23 protein-coding genes are annotated in these 25316 nt (G+C 72.7%); 3 read left to right on the top strand and 20 right to left on the bottom strand.

Translation table 11 applies throughout. The annotated features are described in order from the left end of the window. Window positions 1-24: 24 nt before the first annotated feature. Genes A4A78_RS00120 through A4A78_RS00110 form a run of 3 tightly spaced genes read right to left on the bottom strand, consistent with a single transcriptional unit; the run spans window position 25 to window position 4371 of the window. Window positions 25-1554 carry an alanine racemase gene (locus A4A78_RS00120; protein WP_062946429.1) on the bottom strand — a complete coding sequence of 510 codons (1530 nt, stop codon included), beginning with the start codon at window positions 1552-1554 and terminating at the stop codon, window positions 25-27. Beyond that, window positions 1551-3311 carry an FAD/NAD(P)-binding protein gene (locus A4A78_RS00115; protein WP_062946428.1) on the bottom strand — a complete coding sequence of 587 codons (1761 nt, stop codon included), beginning with the start codon at window positions 3309-3311 and terminating at the stop codon, window positions 1551-1553. Before A4A78_RS00115 ends, A4A78_RS00120 begins: the two co-directional genes overlap by 4 nt. Then, the gene (locus A4A78_RS00110) at window positions 3304-4371 is read right to left on the bottom strand and encodes a pyridoxal-phosphate dependent enzyme (RefSeq protein ID WP_062946427.1); all 1068 of its coding nucleotides are present in this window, start codon (window positions 4369-4371) and stop codon (window positions 3304-3306) included. The genes A4A78_RS00115 and A4A78_RS00110 overlap by 8 nt, the downstream gene beginning before the upstream one ends. A 269-nt stretch (window positions 4372-4640) precedes the next feature. Here A4A78_RS00110 and A4A78_RS00105 point away from each other — a divergent pair, with 269 nt between their 5' ends. Both A4A78_RS00105 and A4A78_RS00100 read left to right on the top strand, forming a co-directional pair. After that, window positions 4641-5126 carry a pyridoxamine 5'-phosphate oxidase family protein gene (locus A4A78_RS00105; protein ID WP_062946426.1) on the top strand — a complete coding sequence of 162 codons (486 nt, stop codon included), beginning with the start codon at window positions 4641-4643 and terminating at the stop codon, window positions 5124-5126. Between the two features lie 226 nt (window positions 5127-5352). Next, complete coding sequence (locus A4A78_RS00100; protein ID WP_231880753.1) at window positions 5353-6201, top strand: biopolymer transporter Tol; 849 nt, start codon at window positions 5353-5355, stop codon at window positions 6199-6201. Between the two features lie 42 nt (window positions 6202-6243). Here the strand turns inward: A4A78_RS00100 and A4A78_RS00095 are convergent, their stop codons facing one another. The 7 genes from A4A78_RS00095 to A4A78_RS00065 all read right to left on the bottom strand — a co-directional run bounded on the left by A4A78_RS00095 (window position 6244) and on the right by A4A78_RS00065 (window position 12155). Next, window positions 6244-7197 (bottom strand): permease prefix domain 1-containing protein, encoded by a 954-nt coding sequence (locus tag A4A78_RS00095; protein WP_062946424.1) that lies wholly within the window; start codon window positions 7195-7197, stop codon window positions 6244-6246. 1 nt (window position 7198) lies between these two features. Then, complete coding sequence (locus A4A78_RS00090; protein ID WP_062946423.1) at window positions 7199-7546, bottom strand: PadR family transcriptional regulator; 348 nt, start codon at window positions 7544-7546, stop codon at window positions 7199-7201. A gap of 168 nt (window positions 7547-7714) precedes the next feature. Continuing rightward, complete coding sequence (locus A4A78_RS00085) at window positions 7715-8449, bottom strand: class I SAM-dependent methyltransferase (RefSeq protein ID WP_062946422.1); 735 nt, start codon at window positions 8447-8449, stop codon at window positions 7715-7717. Window positions 8450-8521: 72 nt separating this feature from the next. Further along, window positions 8522-9334, bottom strand: a complete 813-nt coding sequence (locus tag A4A78_RS00080; RefSeq protein ID WP_062946421.1) for an ABC transporter ATP-binding protein — start codon at window positions 9332-9334, stop codon at window positions 8522-8524. Further along, window positions 9331-10440 (bottom strand): ABC transporter substrate-binding protein, encoded by a 1110-nt coding sequence (locus A4A78_RS00075; RefSeq protein ID WP_062946420.1) that lies wholly within the window; start codon window positions 10438-10440, stop codon window positions 9331-9333. The genes A4A78_RS00080 and A4A78_RS00075 overlap by 4 nt, the downstream gene beginning before the upstream one ends. 26 nt (window positions 10441-10466) lie before the next feature. Beyond that, window positions 10467-11609: an iron ABC transporter permease gene (locus A4A78_RS00070; protein WP_082835107.1), complete on the bottom strand. Its 1143-nt coding sequence runs from the start codon at window positions 11607-11609 to the stop codon at window positions 10467-10469. Window positions 11610-11690: 81 nt separating this feature from the next. Further along, window positions 11691-12155, bottom strand: a complete 465-nt coding sequence (locus A4A78_RS00065; protein ID WP_062946419.1) for a helix-turn-helix transcriptional regulator — start codon at window positions 12153-12155, stop codon at window positions 11691-11693. A gap of 79 nt (window positions 12156-12234) precedes the next feature. On the opposite strand from A4A78_RS00065, the gene A4A78_RS00060 reads away from it, so the two are divergent. Then, window positions 12235-13689: a NupC/NupG family nucleoside CNT transporter gene (locus A4A78_RS00060; RefSeq protein WP_062946418.1), complete on the top strand. Its 1455-nt coding sequence runs from the start codon at window positions 12235-12237 to the stop codon at window positions 13687-13689. A gap of 48 nt (window positions 13690-13737) precedes the next feature. Here A4A78_RS00060 and A4A78_RS00055 read toward each other — a convergent pair whose 3' ends face one another. From A4A78_RS00055 to A4A78_RS00010, 10 genes are all read right to left on the bottom strand, one after another. Next, window positions 13738-14625: a prenyltransferase gene (locus A4A78_RS00055; RefSeq protein ID WP_062946417.1), complete on the bottom strand. Its 888-nt coding sequence runs from the start codon at window positions 14623-14625 to the stop codon at window positions 13738-13740. Then, window positions 14622-14930: a lycopene cyclase domain-containing protein gene (locus A4A78_RS00050; protein WP_062946416.1), complete on the bottom strand. Its 309-nt coding sequence runs from the start codon at window positions 14928-14930 to the stop codon at window positions 14622-14624. The genes A4A78_RS00055 and A4A78_RS00050 overlap by 4 nt, the downstream gene beginning before the upstream one ends. Continuing rightward, entirely contained in the window at window positions 14927-15274 is a 348-nt protein-coding gene (locus tag A4A78_RS00045) for a lycopene cyclase domain-containing protein (RefSeq protein WP_062946415.1), read from the bottom strand. Before A4A78_RS00045 ends, A4A78_RS00050 begins: the two co-directional genes overlap by 4 nt. Further along, window positions 15271-16986, bottom strand: coding sequence for a phytoene desaturase family protein (crtI, locus tag A4A78_RS00040; RefSeq protein ID WP_231880745.1), 1716 nt, complete (start codon window positions 16984-16986; stop codon window positions 15271-15273). The genes A4A78_RS00045 and crtI overlap by 4 nt, the downstream gene beginning before the upstream one ends. Beyond that, window positions 16983-17861 (bottom strand): squalene/phytoene synthase family protein, encoded by an 879-nt coding sequence (locus tag A4A78_RS00035; protein ID WP_062946413.1) that lies wholly within the window; start codon window positions 17859-17861, stop codon window positions 16983-16985. Before A4A78_RS00035 ends, crtI begins: the two co-directional genes overlap by 4 nt. Continuing rightward, window positions 17858-18742: a tryptophan-rich sensory protein gene (locus A4A78_RS00030; protein ID WP_082835106.1), complete on the bottom strand. Its 885-nt coding sequence runs from the start codon at window positions 18740-18742 to the stop codon at window positions 17858-17860. Before A4A78_RS00030 ends, A4A78_RS00035 begins: the two co-directional genes overlap by 4 nt. Next, the gene (locus A4A78_RS00025; protein WP_082835105.1) at window positions 18739-20340 is read right to left on the bottom strand and encodes an SDR family oxidoreductase; all 1602 of its coding nucleotides are present in this window, start codon (window positions 20338-20340) and stop codon (window positions 18739-18741) included. Before A4A78_RS00025 ends, A4A78_RS00030 begins: the two co-directional genes overlap by 4 nt. Further along, entirely contained in the window at window positions 20337-21509 is a 1173-nt protein-coding gene (locus A4A78_RS00020) for a polyprenyl synthetase family protein (RefSeq protein WP_062946412.1), read from the bottom strand. The genes A4A78_RS00025 and A4A78_RS00020 overlap by 4 nt, the downstream gene beginning before the upstream one ends. Then, window positions 21506-22087 (bottom strand): isopentenyl-diphosphate Delta-isomerase, encoded by a 582-nt coding sequence (gene idi / locus A4A78_RS00015; protein WP_231880736.1) that lies wholly within the window; start codon window positions 22085-22087, stop codon window positions 21506-21508. The genes A4A78_RS00020 and idi overlap by 4 nt, the downstream gene beginning before the upstream one ends. Window positions 22088-22300: 213 nt before the next feature. Further along, window positions 22301-23755 (bottom strand): MFS transporter, encoded by a 1455-nt coding sequence (locus A4A78_RS00010; protein ID WP_062946411.1) that lies wholly within the window; start codon window positions 23753-23755, stop codon window positions 22301-22303. Window positions 23756-25316: the final 1561 nt, after the last annotated feature.

The raw sequence follows: 25316 nt of genomic DNA, 5'->3' as shown, positions 1-25316 counted from the left end.
CGCTGAGCCGCGCCGCGTGACGAGTCAGTCGGCCGCGGCGGATCCGGATGCCCGCTCGGCCGCGGGGGCGGACTCCTGCGCCCATGGCCGCAGCGGGGAGACGGCGTCGATGGCGTCGCGGCGGGGGCCTCGGGGACCGAGGACGACGTTCGAGGCCAGCGGGATCTGGTGGGACGCGCTCTCGAGGATGTGCATCAGGTACCCGGCAGTGTTCGGGAAGGCGAGGAGGTCACCGATCGCGACACCCTGCGGGAAGTCGAGCCGTCGACGAAGGATCAGCTCCGCCTCGATGCAGTACGCCCCGACGAGGAACGCGTGCAGCGGCGCAGAGCGTGGACCGTCGCCGGGGACCAGCAGCGGATCGACGAGGAAGTCGTCCGACGTGGATCGGCACTGGGTCCGATTCATCTCGAGCCCGACGAGCGGCACCCCATCGCTGGTCGTGGTGCGCTGCACGACGCGGGACAGCGTCAGGCCGCATCCGTCGAGCAGCGATCTGCCGGGTTCGCAGCGCAGCTCCAGGCCCCGCTCCCTCAGCGCGACGGCTGCGGTCTCCCCGGTGGGGAGCCGTGTGCCCAGCACCTGGTCGAGCCACTCCCCGCGCACCGGTTCCTGGTGGTACGGATAGACCTGGCGCAGGGGCTCCCCGCGCCAGGTGACCGCGTCGGCGAGGTCGCTCGTCGACGCATCGTGCGCTGTCCAGAACGCGTCCCACTGACGGGCGTCGTCGAGATAGGACATCGGGACGCCCCCGCCGATGTCGATGAACCGAAGGTCGTGGCCGAGGTCGCGCAGCGCATCGCCGAGACGGAGCGCCTCGTCGAGGGCCAGGGCGCGGTGCTGCGCGGCATAGCCGTGGAGATGGAAATGGACTCCGTCGATCCTGAGGCCGGCGGCGGAGGTCCGGGCGTGATCGGCCCAGCGCTGCCAGGTCGCCGCGGACTCCCCGAACCGTGTGGGGGCGACGCCGCTGGCCGGGGTCGGTGCGAGGCGGAGCGCGACGGGCTGCGGCCCACCGGTCGTGTTCTCCGCTGCGACCTGCAGGAAAGCCTCGGCCTCGTCGAGGTTGTCGAGCACCAGCACGACACCGGTGTCGCGGGCGAGGCGCAGCAGCTCCGGTGGCTTCACAGCGGCGGTCACCACGACGTCCTCGGGCGCGTACCCCTGGTCGAGCACCTGGGACAGCTCCCGGTGGCTCCCGACGTCCACCCCGTGACCGGCGCGTCTCGCGGACTCGACCAGGCCCAGGGTCTTGTTCGCCTTGCGCGCGACGAAGATCCTCAGCGGCACGCCGTGACGGGCGGCCGCGGACTCCAGCTCGGAGGCGTTGCGGGCCAGGGCCGAGAACTCGTGGACGTTCACCGGGCTGCCGTACTCCTCGATCAGTGCGGAGCAGGCCCGACGATCCGCCAGCAGCTCTCGCATCCACGGCTCGAGACGGGCGCTGAGCGGGGGGAGCCCGCCGCAGCGGCGTCGCAGGGTCTCGGTGTCGCCGGGCGGATGATCGGCGGTGGGGTCCGCAGCGGTCGAGGAAGAGGGGGCAGGTCTGGTCATCGCGAACCGATTCTCCGCTCGGGGGTGGTGGTCGTGGTCGGTCGGGGAGGGGCCGAGGGCTCAGCGTCGGTGCGGCGCAGTCTCGAGGTGATCCGCGCCGCCCAGAGACGGGGCTCGTCGTGGAGGTGCCGGTTCAGGGTGTCGTGTCCGATGACGTGGTCCTCCGTCGGGCGCCCGAACAGGGCGAGGCCCTCCTGCCGCTGGCTCCGGCCGCCGGAACGGTCCCCGGCGAGCGCAGTGCCGTCGTGATCCACGGCCGCGCCGCGGCGTGCCGGTCGCACCTCCACCAGCGCCTGGTCCACCAATGCTCGCGAGAGCGGGTCGAGGATCCCCACGATCCCCGGCGGCGCCAGCACGGCATCGACTACGACGTCCGGCGGAGCGTGACCGGACGGGGCATCCTCGACTCCCGACGCGGTGATCCGGGTCCCGGCATCCACCCAGGAGAGGTCCAGCGCGCCGGACCCGATCATGGCCAGCAGCATCTCCGCGACCTCGAGGGGAGGGCCGAACGCGAACCTCTCGAGCACCTGGGAGGCCCGACGGAAGCGAGCCCATTCCTCGGCGGGGGCCGCGGAACCGCGGACCGCGAGCGTGAGGGGGCGGTAGAGCCCTGCCCAGACGCGTCCGAGGATCCATGCGGGGCCGGGGGCCCGTCCGCCTCGGCCGATCTCCACGCTCCGTCGCAGGGCGTCCTCGGCGTGGCCCGGGCCGTGGTGCAGATCCGGGTCGGATCCCGAGGCCAGTGCGCCTTCGACCGCCTCTCGCCCGGGGTGGGGATCCGTCCCCGTCGCAGCGAGGGCGGCCGTGGCGACGTCCAGGACGAGGTCGATCACGGCGTCGGGGCCGACGTCGGTCCGTTCGGTGGAGCCCAGGCGTCGAGCTCCCTCGGCGACGGCACGGCTCACCCCGGCCGGCAGGGGGAGCCGAGGGTCGGGCTTCGCGTCCAGGAGGCGGCCGTGGCGCGCCGTGGGCAGGAGGACCAGCGGCTCCTCGGAGCCGCGCCGGTGGAGGAGGCCGGAGACGCCGTCGGCGCGCGGGGTGAAGCGCCCGCCGCGCTCGAGGGTCAGCACGAGGGCGGCGTCGATGAACGTCAGGGCGCCGCCGCGCAGCGCCACCCGCGCGCCGGGCGGGACGTGATGAGGACCCAGCATCTCCGCGGCGGGCAGCACCGCCGGACGCATCGGGATGGTCGAGGACCAGGTGCGGGCCAGGGCACCGGAGTGTTCTGCGGCATGTCCGGTGGCGAGCAGGGTCTCCTCCACCGGCGGGAGCGCGCCGTGGCTCGCGGTCAGGATCTCCCAGGCCCCGGACGTGCGCCGGAGCGACACCGCCCGATCGCTCACGGTCCTCGTCATCACCCCGATCCGGGCCATGTCCGCCAGCATCCGGAGCCACCGCGCATGGAGGTACTCGCCGACCACGGCGCGCGGCGGGTAGGTCGCGGAGACGAGGGTGGGATGAGCGGCGGCGACCCAGTCGCGGAACGACGGGCTCGTCCCGGTCGCCGGGACGTCCAGCAGAGCGGCGTCGACGTTGAGTCGGAGGGAGTGCGGTTGGGTGACGTCATAGGCGGCGCCGGTCCCCTCGACCGGTCCCGGGGCGACCACGGTGATCTCGAGGGCCCGCAGAGCGCCGTGGGCGGCGGCGTCGCTGAGCTGGGCGCACAGCTCCTCGAGCGCGAACAGCGCCTTGGGGCCGTCGCCGACGACGGCCAGGGTGAGCGGCGGTTCGCTCGCCGGAGGGCCCTCAACCACGGCGGGCGAGGGTCTGCAGGGCCGTGGTCGCGGTGGCGACGTCGGAGGGGCCGGCGTGCAGCGTCGTGCGCACCCAGTTGTCGTCGTAGACGGTGCCGAGGTAGGGGACGCCGCTGTCGTGGACGATCAGGGCGACCCGGCTCCCAGGGGCGAGGTCCGATGCGATCGTTCCCAGCGCGTGCACGATGCCTCCCGTCGAGGCGCCGGCGAGGATGCCCTCGCGCTCGGCGAGAAGTCGCGCGCCGACCACGCAGTCGACCCCGCTGACGCGGACGACTCGGTCCGGGGCGACCGTGCGGGAGATGTCCGTGACCACTCCGGCGCCGAGACCGGGCAGAGGGCGAGGGGCTGCGGTCCCTCCGAACAGCACGCTCCCTTCCGCGTCCACGGCGACCGTGGTCGTGTCCATCGAGGTGCGTCGGAGGTAGGCGCTGCATCCGGCGAGGGTGCCGGTGGTGCTCACCGCGGCCATCAGCACGTCGAGCCGGTGACCGGTGGCTTCGGCGATCTCCCGCATGGTCCCGTCCTCATGGGCGGCCGGGTTCGCAGGGTTGCCGTACTGGTGGAGGTTCACGGCCCCCGGGATCTCCGAGAGGAGTCGTTCGACGCGACGCAGTCGAGCTGTGAGGAGATCGCCCGTCTCCGGATCGGGGTCCGTCACCATCTCGATGCGTCCTCCGAGGGCCCGGATCGCCGCGACGGCGGTCCCGTTCGTGCGCGAGTCGACCACGCAGACGAAGCGCACAGCGTGCTCCAGGCACACTCGCGCCAGGGCCACACCGAGATTCCCCGAGCTGGACTCGACGACCGTGCCGCCTGGGCGCAGTCTGCCCGAGGCCACGGCATCGCGCACCATGGACAGCGCAGGCCGGTCCTTCGTGCTGCCTCCTGGGTTGGCGGATTCGAGCTTGGCGAGGATCTCGATGCCGGACTCCGGGAAGAGGCGGTCCAGGCGGACGAGCGGCGTTCGGCCGATCGCGGCGGAGACCCCGACCGCGATCGACTCGCGGCCGGTCGTCTGAGGGCGCCACGCGCCGGAGCCTTCGAGAGTGGTGCTCATTCGCTGCACGTTACGGCACCTCGCACCGACCGAGCGCTCTTTCGGCCAGGTGCGCTCCACCGGATCGGGCGGCACACCCCGGACACTGCATCGACCCAGCTCGGAGCAGTGGCGGGACGCACGACGAACCGGTATCGCGAGGAGTCGGCGAGGAACCGAACGGTCGGCATCCCTCCTCCCGCAGCGGAGATGGGTACGTTGCAGTGGTCGCGAGTCGTCATGCTGTGAACGGCCGCGATGGCGCAGCCACCACGATCGAAAGGAACGTCATGAACGGTATCGAGGAGTTCGGACAGAGCGACGTCGTGCGCATCCTGCGAGGGACGGAGCTGGTCATGCTGACCACCGCGCTCCGGGACGGTGCGCTGGTCTCCCATCCGATGACGATCCAGGAGGTGAGCGACGACGTGGACGTGTGGTTCTTCGTGGGCCTCGACAGCGGGCATGCCGAGGCGCTGAGGCAGGGATCGGCCGTGAACCTCGCGGTGGCAGAGGGAGGGACCTGGCTCTCGGTGGCCGGGAAGGCCGTTTTCGAGGACGACCGCGCTCGGATCCGGGCTCTCTGGACCGATGCGGCCGAGGCCTACTTCCCGGAAGGGCCCGAGGACGAGAACCTGGGCCTGCTGCGGTTCTCCGGGGACTCCGCGCAGTACTGGGGCGTGCCGGGTGGGAAGGCCGCCGCGGTCGCACAGATCGTGAGGGCGCGCCTGACCGGGGACCGACCTGCCGGCGGCACCGCGACCACAGATCTCTGAGCGCTGAGAGACCGAGCCGTGGCGTCCTCGGAGCGGGAGGTGTCGATACGGGCGGCCGGGTGTTCGACCCGGGCGGCCCCGCCCCGCGCCATCGGGCGGTCCGCGCTCGACCGACGGGAGCCCGAACGGTGATCGCCCCGCCGGTCCGACCGGTCGGATCCCTGCTCTCGTCCCCGGGGCCGGGCATAGCATGCGGGGCTTCAGGGTCGACGACGAGGGAGGCGCCATGGCTGATAGTTCGGACGGCATGGCGTCGACGCATGGCCCGGCGAGGCCCGGCCATGAGGCGCGACACCCGGTCCCCTCGTCCCGCGTTCCGGGCCGACGCTCCCGGCTCCGGCTGCTCGACGTCGAGACCGGCCGCGCCACCGTCGTCCACGAGTCCTCCGAGCTGCTCCTCGAGTCCGTGAGCTGGCCCGACGGGGGAGAGACGCTGATCGTGAGCGCAGGCGGCGCGCAGTGGGGCATCCCCGTCGGGGGAGGGGAGCCAAAGCGGCTCGGCCCCGCCCCGGCCCCGGCGGACCCCGTCGACGGAGCGACCGGGGCCGCAGGGGGCAGGCTCGACGAGGTCGTCCTCACCCGCGTCGGCGCGTGCCGGCTCGCGGACGGCACCTGGATCCCCCCGCGGGTCGTCCGCGTCCCCGGCGCCGGAGGGGTCCCGGTCGCTCCGGCCGACCACGGTCGCGATCCCGGAGCGGCCCCGGACCCGCCGGGCGCCGCGCACGGCGGCGGCTGGGCCGTCTTCGACGCGGAGAGCGACCCCGCCGCGCCGGGACATGCGCAGCTGTTCCGCATGCGACCCGACGGCACCGGGATCGAGCAGCTCACCCACGACGAGCGCGTGAACCGCTTCCCGCAGGTCTCCCCGGACGGCCGGCTGGTCGCCTACGTCAGCCGACCGCCCGGGGAGGAGGGTGCCGGCGGTGCCGACCCGCTCCTGCGGCTGTGTGCGGTCGACGGGTCGGGAGGGCGCGATCTCGCCCGTCTCCACGGCGTGCCGGGGACCGCGGGCGGGCACTGCTGGTCCCCGGACTCCCTCCACGTGGTCTGCCTCGATCGTCCACGGACGGACTGATCCCCGGCGGGCGGAGCGGGCCGGCGACGGTCGGCGCGCCGCTCAGCGGCGCCGGTCGCGGAGCGTCTTGAGCCAGCCGTCGACCACGTCCCAGGCGGCGACCGCGAGGATCGAGACCACCAGGATCACGCCGAGGGTGTGCATGGACTGCGCGTCGATGTCGCCGACGGTGCGGGCCAGCTGGAGCAGCTCCGGGCTCAGCAGCAGGTCGTTCGCGAAGAGGGCCAGCGCCCAGCCCGCGAAGAGGAGCGCGAGGACGGTGTTCGCCACGGCGAGACCCGTGCTCCAGCGGCCCCTTGCGTGCAGCACGATCGCGTGGACCATCTCGGCCAGGACGATCGCGACCAGCAGCAGCGTCCACAGCGGCCACAGCCCCGGGTGCAGGACCGGCAGCCAGTCGTCCTCGATCCGGACCAGCCCGATCAGCCGGTCCCAGACCAGGGCCGCGAGGACCAGTCCGAGCACGACGAGGGAGGCGATCAGGTCGGCGCGGCCAGTGCCGGACTCTTTCGGCTCGGGCAGGTCCTCCACGCTCCACGTCTCGGCGGTGTCCGCGCCGGTGCGCTCGAGGACCACGAACACGAGCGTGGTCCAGAAGGCCACGTGCACGGCCGCGGTGAGCGCGGTCGAGATCGCCTGGCCGATGATGGTCCCGACGTCGGCGCCGATCAGCGCCTGGGACAGGCCCACGCCGACCAGGGCGCAGGCCGGGACGATCCACAGCAGCAGGATCAGCAGGCGTCGCCAGGTGAGGTAGTAGCGCGGCCCCAGCAGGTGCAGAGGGCGGTCGGCGTAGCCGGCGGCGAGCACCGCGGGGTCACCGAGGCCGGTGAGGACCTCGCGCTCGGCGGCCTCGGGGTCCTCACCCTGTTCGGTGCGGGCCTCGACGGCATCCGCGATGGAGGCGGCGAGCTCGGCGCGCACGTCCTCCTGGGACTCGGCGGGGAGGGAGCGGATGGTGGCGCTGATGTAGCGCTCGGTCAGGGTGGCGGACATGTCAGGACTCCTCGTGCGCGGGGTCGGGCTCGGTGAGGGAGGAGAGCGACTCGGTCAGAGCGCGCCACTCCTGCTGGAGGGTCTCGGCCAGGCGGATCCCGTCGGCCGAGGTGGAGTAGAACTTCCGCGGCCGGGACTCCTCGGTGTTCCACTCGCTGGTGAGGAAGCCCTGCTTCTCGAGGCGCCGCAGCAGCGGGTAGAGGGTGTTCGCATCGGTGGGCAGGCCATGGGCGTCCAGCCGTTCGAGCAGCGCGTAGCCGTAGCCGGGCTCGCGCAGCAGCTGCAGGCAGGCGAGCACGACCGTGCCGCGGCGCAGCTCCTGCAAGTGGGTGTCGACAGCATCGCTCATGCACCACACCATAGTGTGTGGCGCACAGTGTTGGCAATGGGGCAGTGTCGTGCGGGGTGTGGGGCGTCGTCCCGGGGGCGGATTCACCGGTCCGGGCGTGCGTGATGAAGGCCCCTCCGATCCGGAGGGGCCTTCATGCGTCGTCGAGCGGTGCGCCGGGTGGAGGCCTCAGCCCGCGCGGCGCGCGGAGAAGCGGTGCAGCAGCTGCGGGGAGTGCCCGGGGGCGACGCCGTGGGCGCGGTCGAGCTCCAGCAGCTCGGGCAGCGGATCCGCGCGCACGTCGACGAAGCCCGCCTCCTCCCAGGCCGTGCAGATCCGCTCCACACCGGCGCGGGCGAAGTCGAGGTGGTCCACGGCCTCCTCGTCATAGGCCTCGGCGAAGTGCGCTTGCCGCGGGGTCGCGGGCGCCGCACCCCCGTCGTCCTCGGGTGCGAACCACTGTCCGTCGATCGCGACCAGAACGCCGCCTGGGCGCAGCAGCTCGCGCCAGCGCCGCAGCGCGGTCGGGGCGTCGCGCAGCGTCCACAGCAGATAGCGGGAGACGATCGCATCCAGGCTCCCGCGCGGGAACGGCGGGTCCGTCGCGTCGGCCTCGAGGAAGGTCGGCGGGTGCGGATGGCTCTCGAGCTTCGCGCGCGCCTGCGTGAGCATGCCGGGGGAGAGGTCGATGCCGGTGACGTCGAAGCCGTCGGCCGCGAGGAGCAGGGCGACGTTGCCGCTGCCGGTGCCGAGGTCGAGCACGTCCCGCGTGCCGGGCGGAAGCGCGGCGCCGAAGGCCCTCGACCAGGCCTCGCGCTCGCCAGGCAGGGAGAGGCGGGAGAGCTGGTGCTCGTCGTACTCGGCGGCCCAGCGGGTCCAGTACTGGTTCCAGGCCTGCTGGTCCTCGGCGGCGGTGCGGGTCATCAGGGCGGCTCCAGGGGTGGTCGGGGGGCCGGGGGGCCTGGGCGGTGGTCGTCGGGGCGAGGGGCCGACGGATCAGTCGTGATCGCCGGGAGCGGCGTGGTCCGGACCGCGGAAGAGGAACTGGGTGGTGCCGTCGGCGGCGAGGGCCCGTTCGGCAGCGACGGCGTAGGTCGCGCCGACGAGTCCCACCTCGAGCGCCTCGGCGGGCGGGCCCTCCGCGCGCACCCGGCCGCCGTCCAGCACGATCACGCGGTCGCAGTAGCGGGAGGCGAGGTTCAGGTCGTGCAGCACCACCACGGTCGCCAGTCCTCGCGCACGCACGATGGAGAGCACGTGGTGCTGGGAGCCGATGTCGAGGTGGTTCGTCGGCTCGTCCATCAGCAGCACGCGGGGCTGCTGGGCGAGGGCGCGGGCGATCAGCACCCGCTGCTTCTCGCCGCCGGAGAGCAGGCCGAACTCCCGGCGGGCCAGGTGCAGGGCACCGGCGCTCTCCAGGGCCTCGGCCGCGATCTCGAGGTCCGCCTCGCCGGTCCCTCCGAAGGCGCCGGAGTGCGGGATCCTGCCCAGCAGCACCACATCGGCGACGGTCAGCGGCACCTCGCCGCTGAGCTCCTGCGCCATCACCGCGATCGACCGGGCACGCTCGCGGCCAGGCAGCTCGGCGAGATCGCGGCCGTCCAGCAGCACCTGCCCGGCCCCCGGCACGAGAGAGCGGTGCAGGATCCGCAGCGCGGTGGTCTTCCCGCTGCCGTTGGGGCCGACGAGACCGAGCACCTCCCCGTCGTGCACCTCGAGATCGATCCCGTCGAGCACGGTCGAGGCGCCGTAGGAATGGCGCAGTCCGTGCGCGGACAGCACGGGCGAGGGGAGCTCCGGCCCGCTCATCCCTCGAGCTCCACCAGCCACTCGTGGATCCGCTCGAGCCCGTCGACGACCAGCGGGGAGGCGGGCTCGGCGAAGTTGAACAGCAGCGGCAGCAGCGCCTGGTCCTGCACGGCGCGGAGGCTGCCCAGCTGGTCCTGGGAGATCATCTCCTCGGCCTTGTCGGAGCCGTCGCCGTCGGTCTGGTAGAGCACGATCAGCACGTCCGGGTCGGCGGCCAGCAGCGGCTCGGCGCTGATCTCGAACACTCGCTCCTCGGTGCCCGCGAAGACGTTCTCGATGCCGAGCGCGTCCAGCTGCGCGGTCACCATGGACGCCGCGCCGTAGGTGTACAGCGGCCCGCCGCCCACGGAGGGGTAGAGGACTGCGGCGGTGGCGGTGGCGAGGTCCTTCGCGGACTCGGAGACGGCGTCGATCCGCTCCTGCAGGGAGGTGGAGAGCTGCTCGGCCTGCTCGCCGTGGTCGAAGATCCGCCCGTAGGTCTCGATCTGCTCGTGGAGCGTCTCGAAGCTCGAGCGCTCGTGGTCCGAGGCGCAGTAGACGTTCTGCACGACCAGCTGCGCGCCCGCATCGGCCATCGCCTCGCGGCTGACGCCGTCGGGCAGTCCGAAGACGATGTCGGGCTCCTGCGTGATCACCATCTCCTGGGAGATCTGCAGGTGGCCGGAGGCGTCGATCTCGTCGCTGAGCGTCGGGATCTCCTCGATGCGTGCGGCGAGGTCGTCGTCGTAGTAGCCGGGAGGGAAGGCGCCGGCCCGCGAGACGACGCGGTCCAGCACCCCGATGCCGTCCAGAGTCGTCACCGGCGCGGACTCCAGCAGCACGATCCGCTCGGGCGGGGCGTCGAAGGTGAGCGTCGCCTCGCAGTTGGCGAGCTCGAGCGGGAAGCCCTCGGCCGATCCGCCGCCGTCGTCGGAGCCACCGTCGCCTGTGCTCCCGTCCGAGGGGCCGCAGGCGGCGGTGAGGCCGACGGCGCCGACGAGACCCGCCATCAGGGTGCGGCGGCGCAGCGGCGTGGACGTGGGTCCGTGGCCGACGGGCCCGGGGGAGCCGGGCTCCGCCGCCTCGGATCCGAGCGCGTCGGCCAGGGGGAGGGGCGTGCGAGGCATCGTGCTCCTTCGAGCGGGGAGAGGGGTCAGCGCTGCCGGGCGTAGAGCCGGCGCACGAGGATCAGCAGGAAGGGGGCGCCGATCGCGGCGGTGAGCACGCCGATCGGCAGCTCGCGGGGCTGCATGACCACGCGGGCGAAGGCGTCGGCCCACAGCAGGAACAGCCCGCCCAGCAGCGCGGAGGCGGGGATCAGCACGCGGTGGCGGGCACCGACGAGACGGCGGGCGAGGTGCGGGATCACCAGGCCCACGAAGCCGATCGAGCCGGCGCCTGCGACCGCGGCGGCGGTGCACAGGGAGACGACCAGCAGGAAGCCGACGCGCGCGCGGTCGGGGTGGATCCCGAGGCCGTGGGCGATCTCGTCGCCGGCGCTGAGCGCATCGAGCACGCGGGCGCCCGCGAGCAGCACGATCGCGCCGAGCACCGCCGCGACGAGCGCCACCCACAGAAAGGCGTTCCAGCGGGCCAGTGACAGCGAGCCGAGCATCCAGAACATCACTGAGCGGGCGCCCTCGGCGGAATCGGAGCAGAAGATCAGCAGGTTCGTCAGCGCCGTCAGCGCGTAGCCGACCGCGACGCCGGAGAGCAGCAGGCGCAGCGAGGTGACGCGGCCGCCGGCCCGGGCGATGAGGAACACCAGCAGGGCTGCTCCGAGCGCGCCGAGGAAGGCGAGCACCGACTGGGCGTAGTCGCCCAGCGCCGCGCCGACGCCGAAGAGGATCGCGGCAGCGGCCCCGGTGGAGGCGCCGCCGGAGACGCCGAGGATGTAGGGGTCGGCGAGCATGTTGCGGACCATCGCCTGCAGCGCCGCGCCGGAGAGCGCGAGGCAGGCGCCGACGGCGGCCCCCATCAGCACCCGCGGCACGCGCACGTCCCAGACGATCGAGTCGGTCGAGGCCTCCCAGGACCCGCCGAGGGACAGCCCGAGATGCTCGGCGATGACCTGCACGGTGGTGGAGGCCGGGATCGGCACGGGCCCGATGCCGACGCAGAGCACGAGGCTCAGCACGCTCGCCGCGGCGAGGACGCCGAGGACCAGGGCGGAGCGTCTGGCGCGCGAGCGCACCCCGAGCGCGTCGGGGGAGGGGCCGGTCGCGGGGCGGCCGGCCGGCGCGGTGCCGGCCGGGGCGTTCGCCGGGGTCGCCGAGGCAGGGGCAGAGGACGTCACTTGCACGAGCGTACAAGTATTGCCATGGGGCCGGGTGGGCCGTGCCCGCCGTTGCCCGGGCTCGCTGAGCGTCGTGCGGTGTCAGGCGCCGGGGCGCCGACCGGAGCCGTCGTCCGCGCTCGGTCCGCCGTGCGCGTGGTGCCCGTCGTGCGCGTGGTGGTGCGGGTGGTCGACGTCGTCGAGGTGTCCGGAGCCGAGCTCGTGCAGCAGGTCGTGGGCGAAGCCGCTCGCAAGCTCGTAGCGCACCACGCGCCCGGTCCGCACGGCGTGCACCCAGCCGGCCTCCCGCAGCAGCGCGAGGGCGTGAGAGGTGGTGGACTCGTGCGCCCCGATCGCCCGGGCGAGGTCCGAGCTGCGGATCAGGGGATGGGCGTGCAGGCAGAACAGGATCCGCAGGCGACGCACGTCGGCCAGCAGCGCCATGCGCGCGGCGAGCTCGCCGAAGCCGTCCTCCCCGGCGAGCAGGCGGCGCAGCTCCTCGACCAGCTGCTCGTCGTCGAGGACCTCGGAGGAGGTCCTCACGTGGGCGGGGCGGCCGGGGCTCATGGCGCACACGGTACCGGGCGCCCCCTACACTGTCGCCGTCGACCGCGCCCCTGTCCCCGACTCTCTGCGAGGTGCTGCGATGCTCGACGTCCTCTGGGGCATCGGAGGGATGGCAGGCCTCCTGCTCATCGCCTTCGCCCTGTCCAGCAACCGCCGCGCGATCCGCCCGCGCACCGTCGTCGGAGCCTTCGCGCTGCAGCTCGCGCTGGGGGTGATCGTCCTGTACTGGGGCCCCGGCCGATGGGCGCTGCAGCAGGTGAGCGCCGGATTCCAGGCAGTGATCGACACCTCCTCCGAGGGCATCTCCTTCCTCTTCGGAGGGCTGCTGCCGGCCGAGGGCGAAGGGACGATCTTCGCGCTGCAGGTGCTGCCGGTGATCATCTTCTTCGCCTCGCTCACCGCGGTGCTCTACCACTGGCGGATCCTGCCGTGGATCGTCCAGCTGCTCGGCGGCGCCCTCGGCAAGCTGCTCGGCACCGGCTACGGCGAGTCCGTGAACACGGCCGCGAACATCTTCCTGGGGCAGACCGAGGCGCCCCTGGTCATCCGCCCCTATCTCAGCAGCCTCTCCCGCTCGGGCCTGTTCGCGGTGATGGTGGGCGGTCTCTCCACCGTCGCGGGCTCCGTGCTGGTGGGCTACTCCCTGCTCGGCGCCCCGCTCGAGTACCTGATTGCCGCGAGCTTCATGGCCGCCCCCGGTGCGCTGCTCATGGCCAAGATCCTCCTGCCCGAAAACGATCCCGAGGCCGTCGCCCGCGAGGCGGAGCTGGTCGCCGCGACCACCCGCAGGAAGCGCAAGGGCGCGGCGCCGTCGGCCGACGGGACCGCCGCAGCCGATGACCCTGCTGCGGGGGCCGGGACTGCCGCGGCCGACGGGACCGCGCCGATCTCCGCGACCGCCGTCGACGCCGCCGCGCCCGCCGACGCCGCCGCGACGTCCGATGCGCCCGCCCCCACCGGGGGCACCTCGTCGGCCGGGACGTCGGCGCAGGACGACGACGAGGAGGACACCCTCTCCTACAGCAACGTCATCGACGCCGCCGCCGGCGGAGCGGCCGACGGGCTGCGGCTCGCCCTGACCGTCGGCGCGATGCTGCTCGCCTTCATCTCCCTGATCGCGCTGATCAACCTGCTGATCGGCACGGTCGGCGGCTGGTTCGGCGCCGACGACCTCACCTTCCAGCAGATCCTCGGCTGGGTGTTCGCGCCGATCATGGTGATGATCGGGGTGCCGCTGGACGAGGCCGTCGCCTCGGGCAGCTTCGTGGGGCAGAAGATCGTGGTCAACGAGTTCGTGGCCTTCGCCGGCTTCGGCCCCGAGATCGACACCTTCAGCCCCAAGACCGCCGCGATCACGAGCTTCGCGCTCACCGGCTTCGCGAACCTCTCCTCGCTGGGGATCCTGCTGGGCGGGCTCGGCGGCCTCGCTCCCGAGCGTCGCCCCGAGATCGCGCAGCTGGGTCTGAAGGCGATCCTCGCGGGCACCCTTGCGAACCTGATGAGCGCCACGATCGCCGGGATCATGCTCGGCTGATCGCCGACGCCGACGCCGACGCCGTGCCGGTGCCTGGCCCGCCTCGGCTCAGCCGGTCAGCGCCATCACGAGCAGGAGCTGCGTGAGCAGGAAGCCGCTGAGCAGGTTCAGGCGCAGGAAGCGGCGCCAGGCGGCGTGGGCTCGCTCCGAGTCGGCATCGGACAGGGAGCGGAAGGGCCAGGCGCTCGCGAGATACGGCAGCACCAGCAGCCCCGCGAGCGCGGCCGGCCATCCCGTGACCAGCATCAGCGCGCCGGCCGCGGCGTAGAGGCACAGCACCAGGCGCACCGTGCGCGTCGCACCCAGGACGGTCGCGATCGAGCCGATCCCCGCCTCGCGATCCGGGCGGATGTCCTGCACCGCGCCGAGGGCGTGCGAGGCCATGCCCCACAGCAGGAACGCGGACAGCGCGGCGAGGGCGGTCCAGCCCATCGGCGCGCCGGCCAGCGCGAGGCCGAATGCGGCCGGCCCCATGAAGTGGATCGCGGAGGTCAGCGAGTCCAGCCCCGGCCGCTCCTTGAGCCGGATCCCGGGCGCGGAGTACCCCACCACCGCGGCGAGCACCACCAGCAGCACCGCTCCGGAGGCGAGACTGCCCAGCACCAGCAGAGCCACGACGAAGGGCAGCGAGCCGAGGCCCGCCGCCCACAGGGTCGTGCGGTGGACGCGCCGGTCCAGCACGATCCCCTCCACCCCTCCCTTGCGGGGATTGCGCAGGTCGGACTCGTGGTCGAAGACGTCGTTCACCCCGTACATCAGCAGGTTGTACGGGACGAGGAAGAACACCGTCCCCACCAGCAGCGCCGCGTCGACGCCGCCGCCGGCCAGCAGGTAGGCGGCGGCGAAGGGGTAGGCGGTGTTGATCCAGCTCAGCGGGCGCGAGGTGCCCAGCAGCTGGGACAGCGTGCCCGGGCGCGGGGCGGACAGGACGTTCATCGCTCCTCCTGCGGGGTCAGCAGCAGCCACAGCGAGGGCAGCAGGAGCCCTGCCGCGAGCGGCCAGGCGAGGTCCTCGAGCGGGGTGAGGAGGAGCCGCACGCCCAGCAGGTCCTCCTCGGCGTAGCGGAACAGGTCCGCCGCGATCATCAGCGAGTCGAACACGATCGTGAGCGCCAGCAGCGCTGCGATCGTCGCGCCGGTGGTCAGCCACCAGCGGGGCCCGGGGCGGCAGCGCACGGCGGCCAGCACCGTCACCAGCAGCACGGGGAGCAGGAAGAGTCCGGCCAGGGCGGCGTAGCTCATGCCTCTGCCTTCCCGGCCGTGGCGTGACGGCGTCGGCCGAGCAGCCGGTCCAGCAGGCCCCACAGCACGAGCGTGAGATGGCAGAGGAAGGTGAGGAACACGAGCTCCTCGAGCGGCAGCTCCGGACCGACCTCGACGCCGCTCATCAGGGGGCTGTCGCCCATGCGGTAGTGGCCCGACGCGATCGCCGCCAGGTCCCAGGCCAGGAACAGCACGATCCCGGCGAGGAGCACCGCGACGGCGCGGCGCGGGGCACGCCACAGCGCCAGGCTGAACCGCCGGTCCAGCAGCACCATGCAGGCCAGCGCCGTCAGCAGGCACAGGAGGTACACGATCCCGCTCATGCACGGGCCCCCGCATCGCGGGCGGGCTCGGGCAGGGGCGCCGAGGAGCGGTCCCCGCGCAGCCGCTTCGCGACCAGCTCCGCGCTGATCAGGCACATCGGCAGGCCGATCCCGGGCAGAGTGCTCGAGCCGGCGTACAGCAGCCCCTCCACCCGCCGCGAGGCGTTGCGGGCTCGGAAGAAGGCGCTCTGGCGCAGGGTGTGGGCGGGACCGAGCATGCTCCCGGACCAGGCGCCGAGGTCCTCCGCGAACTCCCCAGGGCCGATCGTGCGGCGCACCACGATCCGCTCGGCGAGATCGGGGATCCCGGCCTCCGCGGCCAGGCGTGCGATCGCTTCCTCCGCGATCTCCTCGATCGCGGGATCACCGGTGCCGTCCACGCCGCCTCGGCCCAGCGACGCATCCGCCGGGACGGGGACGAGCACGAAGAGGTTCTCGTGGTCGGGCGGGGCGACCGAGGGATCCGTCGCGGAGGGGCGGCATACGTAGCTGGAGGCCGGGGAGGGCACCCGGCCCTCCCGCAGCGCCCCGAAGTTCTCGTCCCAGTCCCGGGTGAACAGCAGCGTGTGATGGGCGAGCTCGGGCAGGGCCCCGCGCACGCCCAGCAGCACCAGCACCGCGCCGGGGCCGGGAGTGCGGCGGCTCCACCAGGAGGCGGGATAGGTCTGAAGGCGCCGCGGCAGCAGCGCGGTCTCGACGTGGTGGAGGTCGGCGGTCGCGACGACCACGTCGGCGCGCAGCTCGCGCACCTCCCCGTCGGCCGTGCGGATCTCGACCCCGCGGGCCGCGGCTCGGCGGCCCGGCCCTCCGCCGAGGTGCGCATTGCGCCCGCGCGCGCCGCGGTGGTCCTCGGTGAGGACCCGGGTGGCTCGGGTGCCGGTGTGCAGGCGTGCGCCGTGACGGACCGCGAGCCGCGCGACCACGTCGACGAGCTCGGTGAAACCGCCCTGCGGGTACTGCACCCCGCCGGTGAGGTCCAGGGCGCTCATCAGGTGGTACATGCTCGGAGTGCGGTCCGGGGAGGAGCCGAGGAAGACAGCCGGGTAGCCGAGCACCTGTCGCAGTCGGGGGTCGCGGAAACGGCGCGCGACGAAGCGATCCAGCGGCTCGGCCAACAGGCGCAGAAGCTGCGGGCCGCGGGCGATCACAGCGGGGTGGAGCAGCCACCACGGCGAGGTGAACGAGGTGTACAGGAAGCGCTCGAGAGCCATGTCGTAGGTGCTCGCGGCGGAGTCGAGATAGCGGGCCAGTCCCAGCCCCGCACCGGGCTCGATCCGCTCGAACAGATCGGCATTGCGGGCGGCGGAGGCGCTCAGGTCCAACGGCTCCTCGTATCCCTCGCACAGGACGCGATACGCCGGGTCGAGAGGGCGCAGGTCGAGCTCCTCCGCGGCGGAGGTGCCCAGCAGGCGCAGGAAGTGGTCGAACACCTCGGGCATGAGGTACCAGGAGGGGCCGGTGTCGAAGCGGAACCCGTCGCGCTCCCAGCTGCCGGCGCGGCCGCCGAGCTCCTCTCGCGCCTCGACCAGGTCCACCTCGTGGCCGTCCCGGGCGAGCAGCGCCGCGGTGGCCAGGCCCGAGATGCCGCCGCCGATGATCACGGCCGACGGGCGGGACCCGTCGGGCGCTCGACGGGATCCGTCCGCCGGCGGCCCGGAGGCGGCGGCTCGGGGTGGTGACCCGGTGCCGGGATTCGTCGTCCGCCGGTTCATCGGGCCGCTCCACGGCGCGCCGCGAGCACGGCGCGGGCGATGACAAGGGCCTTTTCCGGCTCCGGCACCCGCACTCGGGTGCGGCGGATCCGGGCCGCGGGGGTGCGGCGCAGTCGACGGGAGAGCGCCGAGTAGAGGCCGTGCGCGGCGGTGACAGCGGCGCGGCTCGAGGAGGGGAGATGGGGCAGCGCGGTCGCGGCGCGGGCGAGGTCGGCGTCGATGTCGTCGAGCAGCAGGTCCCGCTGCGCGTCGTCGAGGCGGTCCACGTCCACCCCGGGAACGTAGTCGCGGCCCAGGCCGTCGTGATCCTCGGCGAGGTCGCGCAGGAAGTTCACCTTCTGGAAGGCGGCGCCGAGCGCGCTCGCCGCGGGGGCGAGGCGCGCAGCTGTGGCCTCGTCGCCGTCGACGAAGACTCGCAGGCACATGAGGCCCACCACCTCGGCCGACCCGTGCACGTACTGCGCGAGGCTCTCCGGGTCGTGGGCGGTGACGGTGAGGTCCGCGCGCATCGAGCCGAAGAAGGGGTCGATGAGCTCCGGGCCGATGCCGTGGCGGCGTGCGGTGATGGCGAAGGCCTGCACGACGAGGTTGGTGGAGCGGGTGCCGCCGACCGCGCGAGCGGTCTCGGCGGCGAGCTCCTCGAGGGCGCGTGCCCTGGCGGCCGGGTCGAGGCCCGAGTCGGGGTCGTCGACGATCTCGTCGGCCAGGCGGACCAGGGCGTACAGGCTGCGAACATGGGTGCGCACGGGTTCCTCGAGCAGGCGCGTCGCCCAGCCGAAGGAGGTCGAGTAGCCGGCGATCACGCAGCCGGCGCTGCGCTGCGCGACCCGGTCGTAGAGACTGAGCGCGTCCGAGGGGAGCTGCCGCGTGCTCATCGCGCACCACCGTTCAAGGCCCGCACGCCGGCGGGACCGTGCGCGTCCTCGAGGCGCCGGGGCGGCCGCAGCACGGCGAGCAGGGTCGCCAGGACGATAACGGCGGCGACCGTCGCCGCGGCGATCGCGACCACCGGCGACGAGGGCCCATCGGTCGCGCGGCCGACTGCGATCCAGAGCAGACCCCAGACCATCGCTGCGGGCGCGGCGACCGGGCGGCGACCGGCCCGGGTCAGCGCCACGCCGATCACGGCCACCGCGAGCAGCACCAGCACGGCGAGCACCTCGGGGGCGCCGAAACCCGAGAATCCCGCACCCTTGAGCGCTGCCGCGATGTTCGCGCAGGTCGCGACGCTGACCCAGCCGAGATACAGGCCGAAGGTGCCGTCGACGACGACCCGCTCGAGCGCCCCGGCAGGAGGCCTGGCCGTGAGGCGACGGAACAGGGCGCCGAGCACGCCCAGCAGCACCACGATCACCAGCACGCTCAGAGCGACCGCACCGGCCTGGACCACGAGGATCCAGGCGGCGTTCAGCAGCAGCGAGGCGATCGCGAGGCCGGCGATCCCGCGGTCGTCGCGCCTGTCCCACCACTGCCACAGCGTGTACGCGGCGAGGCCCAGGTAGATCACCGACCAGATCCGGAAGGCGGGGGTCGCGGGGGCGAGGTGCGTCGAGTCGGCGGAGAGCAGGCCGCCGGCGGCCTCGTCGATCGGTGCCCCGCCGAAGGCGCCGACGCCCACGGCCGTGCCCGCCATCGCGAGCAGGAAGACGAGGGTCACGGCGAGGCGTCGGCCCAGCGGGCGCGGGCCGGTGCGCCGTCGGCCCTCCCGGCGGCGCCGCGCGGCGGCCGGATGGTCGGGGGTGCTCGCGGCGGTCATGCGGACTCCTCGTCGTCGACGGTGGGTGAGGCGGCGCCGGGCCCGCCGTGGGAGGGCGCAGGGGTCCCGGTCCCGGCTGACCCTGCGGTCACTCCGGTCGCTGCGGGACCGTCGTGCGCTGCGTTCTCGGCGGCGCGGGCGATGTTGCGCTGCATGCTGCCGAAGACGATCCCGTGGAAGGGCCACACAGCCCACCAGTAGGCGTCCCCGAGCAGACCGCGGGGGTGGTAGAGCGCCCGCTGGTGCAGCACGGTGCGACCGTCGGACCCCTCCACGGCGAGCTCGAGCCAGGCATCGCCCGGGACGCGCATCTCGGCGCGCAGGCGCAGCAGGCGGCCGCGTTCGAGACGTTCCACGCGCCACCAGTCCAGCGCCTCGCCCACCATCAGCCGGTGCGGGTGCCTGCGACCGCGGCGCAGGCCGGGCCCGCCGACGACTCGATCCAGCAGCCCGCGCGCCACCCAGCCCAGTCGCCACGAGTACCAGCCGTGCGCGCCGCCGATCCCCTCGATCACCGACCAGAGCGTCTGCGGGGACGCGTTCACCGTGCGGGAGCGTTCGTCACGGCGCACGATCCCTCCGGACCATTCAGGGTCCTCGGGCAGCGGCGAGGACGGCGCCCCGGCCGGAGCGGCGGAGTGCCAGGTGGTGGTGACGTCGAGGTCGCGGATCCTGGCGAGGGCGAGCTCGATCGCACGGTCCACTCCGATGAGCCCGCCGTCGGGGTCCGGTACGAGATCACGCAGGTCCGACTCGGCCGCGACGGCGTCGTGGACCAGCGATTCCACGAGGGGGCGCGCGATCGAGGTGGGGACCGGGGTGACCAGCCCGATCCAGTGGCTCGCCAGGCGCGGGGTGAGGACGGGGACCACCTGGATCCGCCGCCGGGGCAGGCCAGCGGCGCGTGCACATGCGTGCAGCAGCTCGGCGAAGGTGAGGACGTCGGGCCCGCCGATGTCGAAGGTGCGGTTCGGAGCGCCCTCGAGCGTCGCCGCGGCCACCAGGTAGTGGAGCACGTCACGGACGGCGATCGGCTGGATGCGGTTCCGCACCCAGCGCGGCGCGACCATGACCGGGAGCCGCTCGGCGAGATGGCGCATGATCTCGAAGGATGCACTGCCGGAGCCGAGGATCACCGCGGCGCGCAGCACGACGGCCGGCACGGCGCCTTCGAGCAGGATGTTCCCGACCTCCTCGCGGGAGGCCATGTGGGCGGAGAGCTCCTCGCCGCGGGGGTGGATGCCGCCCAGGTAGACGATGCGCCGGGTCCCGGCTCGCTGCGCAGCGGCCGCGAAGGCCTGAGCACCGGCGCGATCGCGGGTCGCGAAGCTGCTGCCCCCGCCCATCATGTGGATCAGGTAGTAGGCGACGTCCACGTCCTCCAGGGCTCGGGCGAGCGTGGACGGATCTGCGACATCCGCCTCGACCACCTCGACACGATCCCGCCAGGGCCGGTCCTGCAGGCGCTCGACGTGTCGGGCCATGGCGCGCACCCTCAGCCCCGCGTCGAGAAGCGCCGGCACGAGCCGGCCGCCGATGTACCCGCTCGCGCCGGTGACGAGCACCAGCGGCGCGTCAGGACCGGCGGGGCCGTTCATGCGCTGGCTCGCTGCGAGGCGGCGTCACGCTGTGCGGCGGCGCGCTGCGAGCAGGCGGCCGCGACGGGATCGGCACCGGCCGGCTCTCCTCCCGACACGTCCGACGGGAGCAGCAGCTCGAGGCCGGCGTGGATCTCCGCGATGGTGGCAGCGAGAGCCTCGCTGAACGCGGGAGGAAGGTCGTGGCGTGCAGCGGCGTCGACTGCGCTGGACAGATGCCACAGGGCGAGCTCTTCGACCCAGTCGCGGGATCCGCTCGCGGTGAGCAGGTCACGGGCGCTGCGCGCCTCCTCGTCAGTGAGGTCCTCGCGCCCGAGCAGCGCTCTCAGCTGCGGCCAGTGAGCCGTGGTCGCGGCGTGGGCGACGAGGGCGGTGCGCTTGCCCTCGCGCAGGTCCCCCAGCGCGCTCTTGCCGGTGCGATCCTCGTCGCCGAAGACGCCGAGGAGATCGTCGACCAGCTGGAAGCCGATGCCGAGCAGAGCACCGATCGCGTCGAGAGCCTCGAGACGGTCCGGCGACGCGTCGGCGAGCAGTCCGGCGGCGTGGAGGGGGAGCTGGAAGGAGTACACCGCCGTCTTCAGCTCGGCGACGGTCAGCGCCTCCTGCAGCGTCTCCGGCCGATCGGCAGGCCGGAGCGGCAGCTGCACATCGGCGATCTCCCCGGCGGCCGAGGCGTGCAGCGAGCTCTCCATCAGGTCCAGGAGGGCGGCGACCACGGGGGGAGGCGCCGAGCATCCGGCGACAGCGCGTAGGGCCGTGATCAGGCCGAGGTCGCCTGCAAGGATCCCGGCAGCGTCGCCGACCCGGCGTGCGGCGTGCGCGGTGGCACCCCCGCGGCGCACTTTCGCGGCCACGGAGGCGGGGAGGCTCGGGGCGCCGCGCCGCATCTGGTCGCCGTCGATCACGTCGTCCTGGACCACGAAAGCGGTGTGCAGTATCTCGACCGCGGCCGCGACCTGGATCGCGGCCTCGCGGCGCGAGCCTCCCAGGGAGTCGTGGGTGGCCAGTAGAAGGGCGGGCCGGAATCTTCTGCCGCCCTCGGTGGACTCGCCGAGCGCGTTCCACAGCAGATGGTGGTCTGCGGAGGCCGTTCCGCCCCCGAGCGCGGTGCCACGACGGAGGAGACGCCTGATCTCGTGGTCGACGCCAGGAGGGCAGGGGATGCTCATGAGGTTTCTGCCAGCAGGTGATCGAGCCGATCGTCGAGCTGCTCGAGCTGCGCGACGGCCCAGGGGCTGAGCGTCCACGGCGCCAGGCGCACGAGCTCGGCGAGCACGTCGGCCCTCACCCACCGCAGCTCCATGACTTCCTCGGGTGAGGGCACGGGCTCGCCCTGAGGGATCGCGGTGAAGACGGGGCATACCTCGTTCTCGACGACGCCCGAGGCGTCGACGGCTCGATACCGGAAGTCGGGCAGAACCGGCCGCAGTTGCCGGACCTGGAGGCCGAGTTCGCCGAAGGCGTGACGGGAGATCGCCTCCTCGAGAGTCTCACCCTGGCGGGGGTGGCCGCAGAAGGCGTTGGTCCACACGCCGGGCCAGGTGCGCTTCGAGAGCGCCCGGCGCGTGAGCAGCACGGCCCCGTCCTCGCGCACCAGATGGCAGGAGAAGGCCAGATGGAGCGGTGTGTCGACCGAATGAACGGTGGCGCGAGGGGCCAGGCCCCGGGGAGAGCCGTCGGGATCGAGAAGGATCACGTGGTCCTCGTCGGCCGTCCCGGCCGTTCGTGCCGCAGCGGTGCCGATCACGGCGACCTCCCGTTGTCCGTCGTCAAGAACTATGTAGCCAGGCTATCTACTTCGACTCTAGCACCCGTCGTCGTCGTATTCGGGCAATCGTGCCACCTCTGCGTCCGTCGTGCAGAGACCGCCCCCGGTCGCGCCGAGCCCCGCAGCCCTGGTGTCGGGTACGGCGGGGCTCTCGACACGTTCCGCCCTCGAGGCGGAGAGATCGGGGCGGACTCAGAAGGTGCCGGCGGCGACCTGTGCGGTGCGCTCCTCCTGGCGGGCCACGTCCCCGGGGTAGACGCGGTAGAAGAGGAACCAGTAGACGGCGTTGAGCAGGTAGGGCACGACCACGAACCACAGGAACATGGTCTGGCTCGAGAAGGCCTCGGCGACGAAGCCGAGCCCGAGCGCCATGAGCGCCGTGATGCCGCCCTGGATGAGGGAGAAGAGCATCGCGAAGGCGGTGGCGCTCAGCTGGGTGGGGGCGACGTTGGAGACCATCGGGAGCACGCAGCCGGAGAAGCCGATCGAGAAGACCAGCCCCAGCAGGAAGGTGATCGGTGCGGCGGTTGCGAAGCCCTCGTAGGGGAACTGGGTCGCGAAGGCGACGGTCGCGGCGAAGGAGACCAGGTAGAGCTGCATCAGGATGATGCGACCCTTCTCGTCGAACTTCCGCACGAACAGGTCCGCGAGGCGACCGCCGAGGAAGGCGGAGAAGACGGCGCCGACGGAGAAGCACGACATCGCGAGGGTGACCTCGAAAATGCTCAGTCCGCGCTCGACGGCGAGGAAGTTCGGGTAGAAGGCGAGCAGCACGAGGCTGGTGACCATGACGACCATGCCGGCCATCAGTGAGACGGTGGGGATCTTGAAGAGCTTCACGCCGTCGGAGATCTTGAAGCGGCCGGCCTCGGCCATCATGTCCTCGCGCGCGGTGTTCTGGCGCGGGTCCTTGACCCACAGGGCGATCAGCACGCCGGAGAGGATCGAGATCCCGCCCATGGTCCACATCGCGTAGCGCCACGCGTCGGGGCTCGGGTCGTCGCCGCGGGCGAACAGGCCGATCGCCGGGCCGATGAAGATGCCGACGGCGCCGCCGATGGCGCGGATCGTGCCGTAGGCCTTCCCGCGCTGGGACTGTCGGAACAGGTCGGGCAGCAGGCCGTTGATGATCGGCTCGGAGGCGACGGTGCCGACGACGCTGATCGTGTAGAGGATCAGCAGCCAGGTGAAGCTCGGCGCGAAGCCGGAGGCGATGGTCCAGATGCCCCACACGCCGGTGACCAGGATGAGGATCTTCTTGCGGCCAAAGCGGTCGGCCATCATCGCCCAGAACGGACCGAAGAGCATGCGGGCGAACTTGCTGATGGAGCTCAGGATGCCGAGCATCCCCTCGCCGACGCCGAAGGCGGCGCCGATGAGCGGGAAGAAGGTGTTGATCAGCCCGCCTTCGGAGTTATCCACGGCCTGGGAGAAGCCCATGGCGGCCATGGCCCTGCCGTTGCCCTTGGTGGACTCCGTGCCGCTCGCGTCGGGCCGACGGGAGTCGCTGTCGATGACGGCCACGCCCGGGGCGGCGCCCTCGGAACGGGCGATGATCGTTCCGGTGTCGGTGGAGACCGAGCCGGGAATGGGGCCCGAGCCTGAGCCGGGGAGGCCGAAGCCGTCGTCCAGAGGGGTGTTGCCCATCGTGTGTCCTCTCGCGCCCTGCCGTGCGGCGGGGCTGAACTGCGTTGTTCCGGGTACTGCGAAGGAAGGGGATGGCCGAGCTGCGGGTGCTGCGCGGCGTGTGGAGCGGGGTGATGCGGGTGGTGCCTGGTGCTGCGTTGCGGGGCTCCGCGTGGCGCGTCATCGGTGACCGCGCCGCCCCGTCGTGCGGGGTTGCCACAGTGTGGAAAAGCGGGAACCTTGCGGGAACCAGTTGCCAGCTGTTGCAGTAGAGGCTGCCGGCAGCGATGCGGCCGCGGCAGAGGGTGAAAGGTTCTTGTAGATGCGGTCCGGCCAGGTCAGACGGGTGACTCACGGGTAGATCACGATTCGCGCGAATCCGGGACGGACATGGACCGCAGCCCGTACAAGCACGGAAACCGACGGCAACTCTTGCAGCGGGGGAGCCGGTGACCGGTGTCGCGACCCTCGGGTCGGGAGGAGCCGACCGCTCGGGCCGACGAGCGGAGGGAGGCGCGTGCGGGCCGCGGGCGCGCCGACGGGCAGAGGCACGACGCCGGCGCCGACGGTGGACGGAGCGAGGTCGACGGCGGACGGTCCGTTCCCGGGAGCACGCTCGCAGGACCTTGCCGAGCCGGTCGGTGCAGGGGGAGAGGGGGAGGCGGGAGGAGGGGGCGCTGGACGATATGCCCTCGGCGTCGGAAGCGGAGAGGGCGAGTTGTACGGGTCGACGGCGGGGACGGGGAGGGTCGATGGGCATAGGAGGACGCGTTCGTCGTGCCGGCTCGAGGGCCGTGCGAGAGGACGAGGGTCGAGGGCATCCGGCGAGCAGGGGAGCGAAGGGGTCGGCAGGCGCAAGGCGCGATGCGGGGTCACGGGGCCGTGGACTGTCTGGCTTCTGGGGGAGCGCAGCGGCATCGGGCGTGTGGACGAGCTCCGAGCCAGTAGGGCCCTGTCCCCAGGGAAAGGGCCCTGACCCCAGGACGAGCGCCGGAGCAGGATGACGCCGGGGATCAGGACGCAGGAGCAGCGGGATGAGCGGACGGGCGATGCCGGCTCGAACGATCCGAAGGGTGCCGGTACAGGGGCTGCCCGTCGCCCCTTTCCCTCCGCGGACTTCCGGGAGCACCGGGGACGCCCCACGAGGCCGCGACCGAGGCGCTGGAGGAGCCTTTCAAGCGGCGTTCTGGGCAATGTGGTCGAGGCCACCTCGAAAAGAGCCGTTCTGGCTTGACGGGGTCTCGGAACCCCCGTAATGTTCTTCCTCGTGCCCAGGAGATCGGGACAGCGGATCGGCCCATGGTCGAGAGGTTGGAACTGGTCCTGACCTGGGGCGGAAGGTTCTCGGAAGAGGATCGCGGCGCGGATCACACCGCAGCGATTTGACTCGGAGGGGCGGAAGTCCTAAGTTTGACGGGTTGCCTCAGGGCGAAGAGCTTGAAAAGGTTCGGAACACTGAGTGCGCGTGTTGCTTGATATCTCAATAGCGTGTCTGTTTATCGATGCCATTATTTTGAATGGCAGATTATAACGGATGATACAGCAGTTAATGCTGGTTGTTTGTTTATTTTGTCAGGTTTAT

The organism is Brachybacterium sp. sponge (genome assembly GCF_001613775.1).
In the GTDB taxonomy this organism is placed as follows: domain Bacteria; phylum Actinomycetota; class Actinomycetes; order Actinomycetales; family Dermabacteraceae; genus Brachybacterium; species Brachybacterium conglomeratum.
This window is presented reverse-complemented; position numbering and strand designations above follow the sequence as displayed.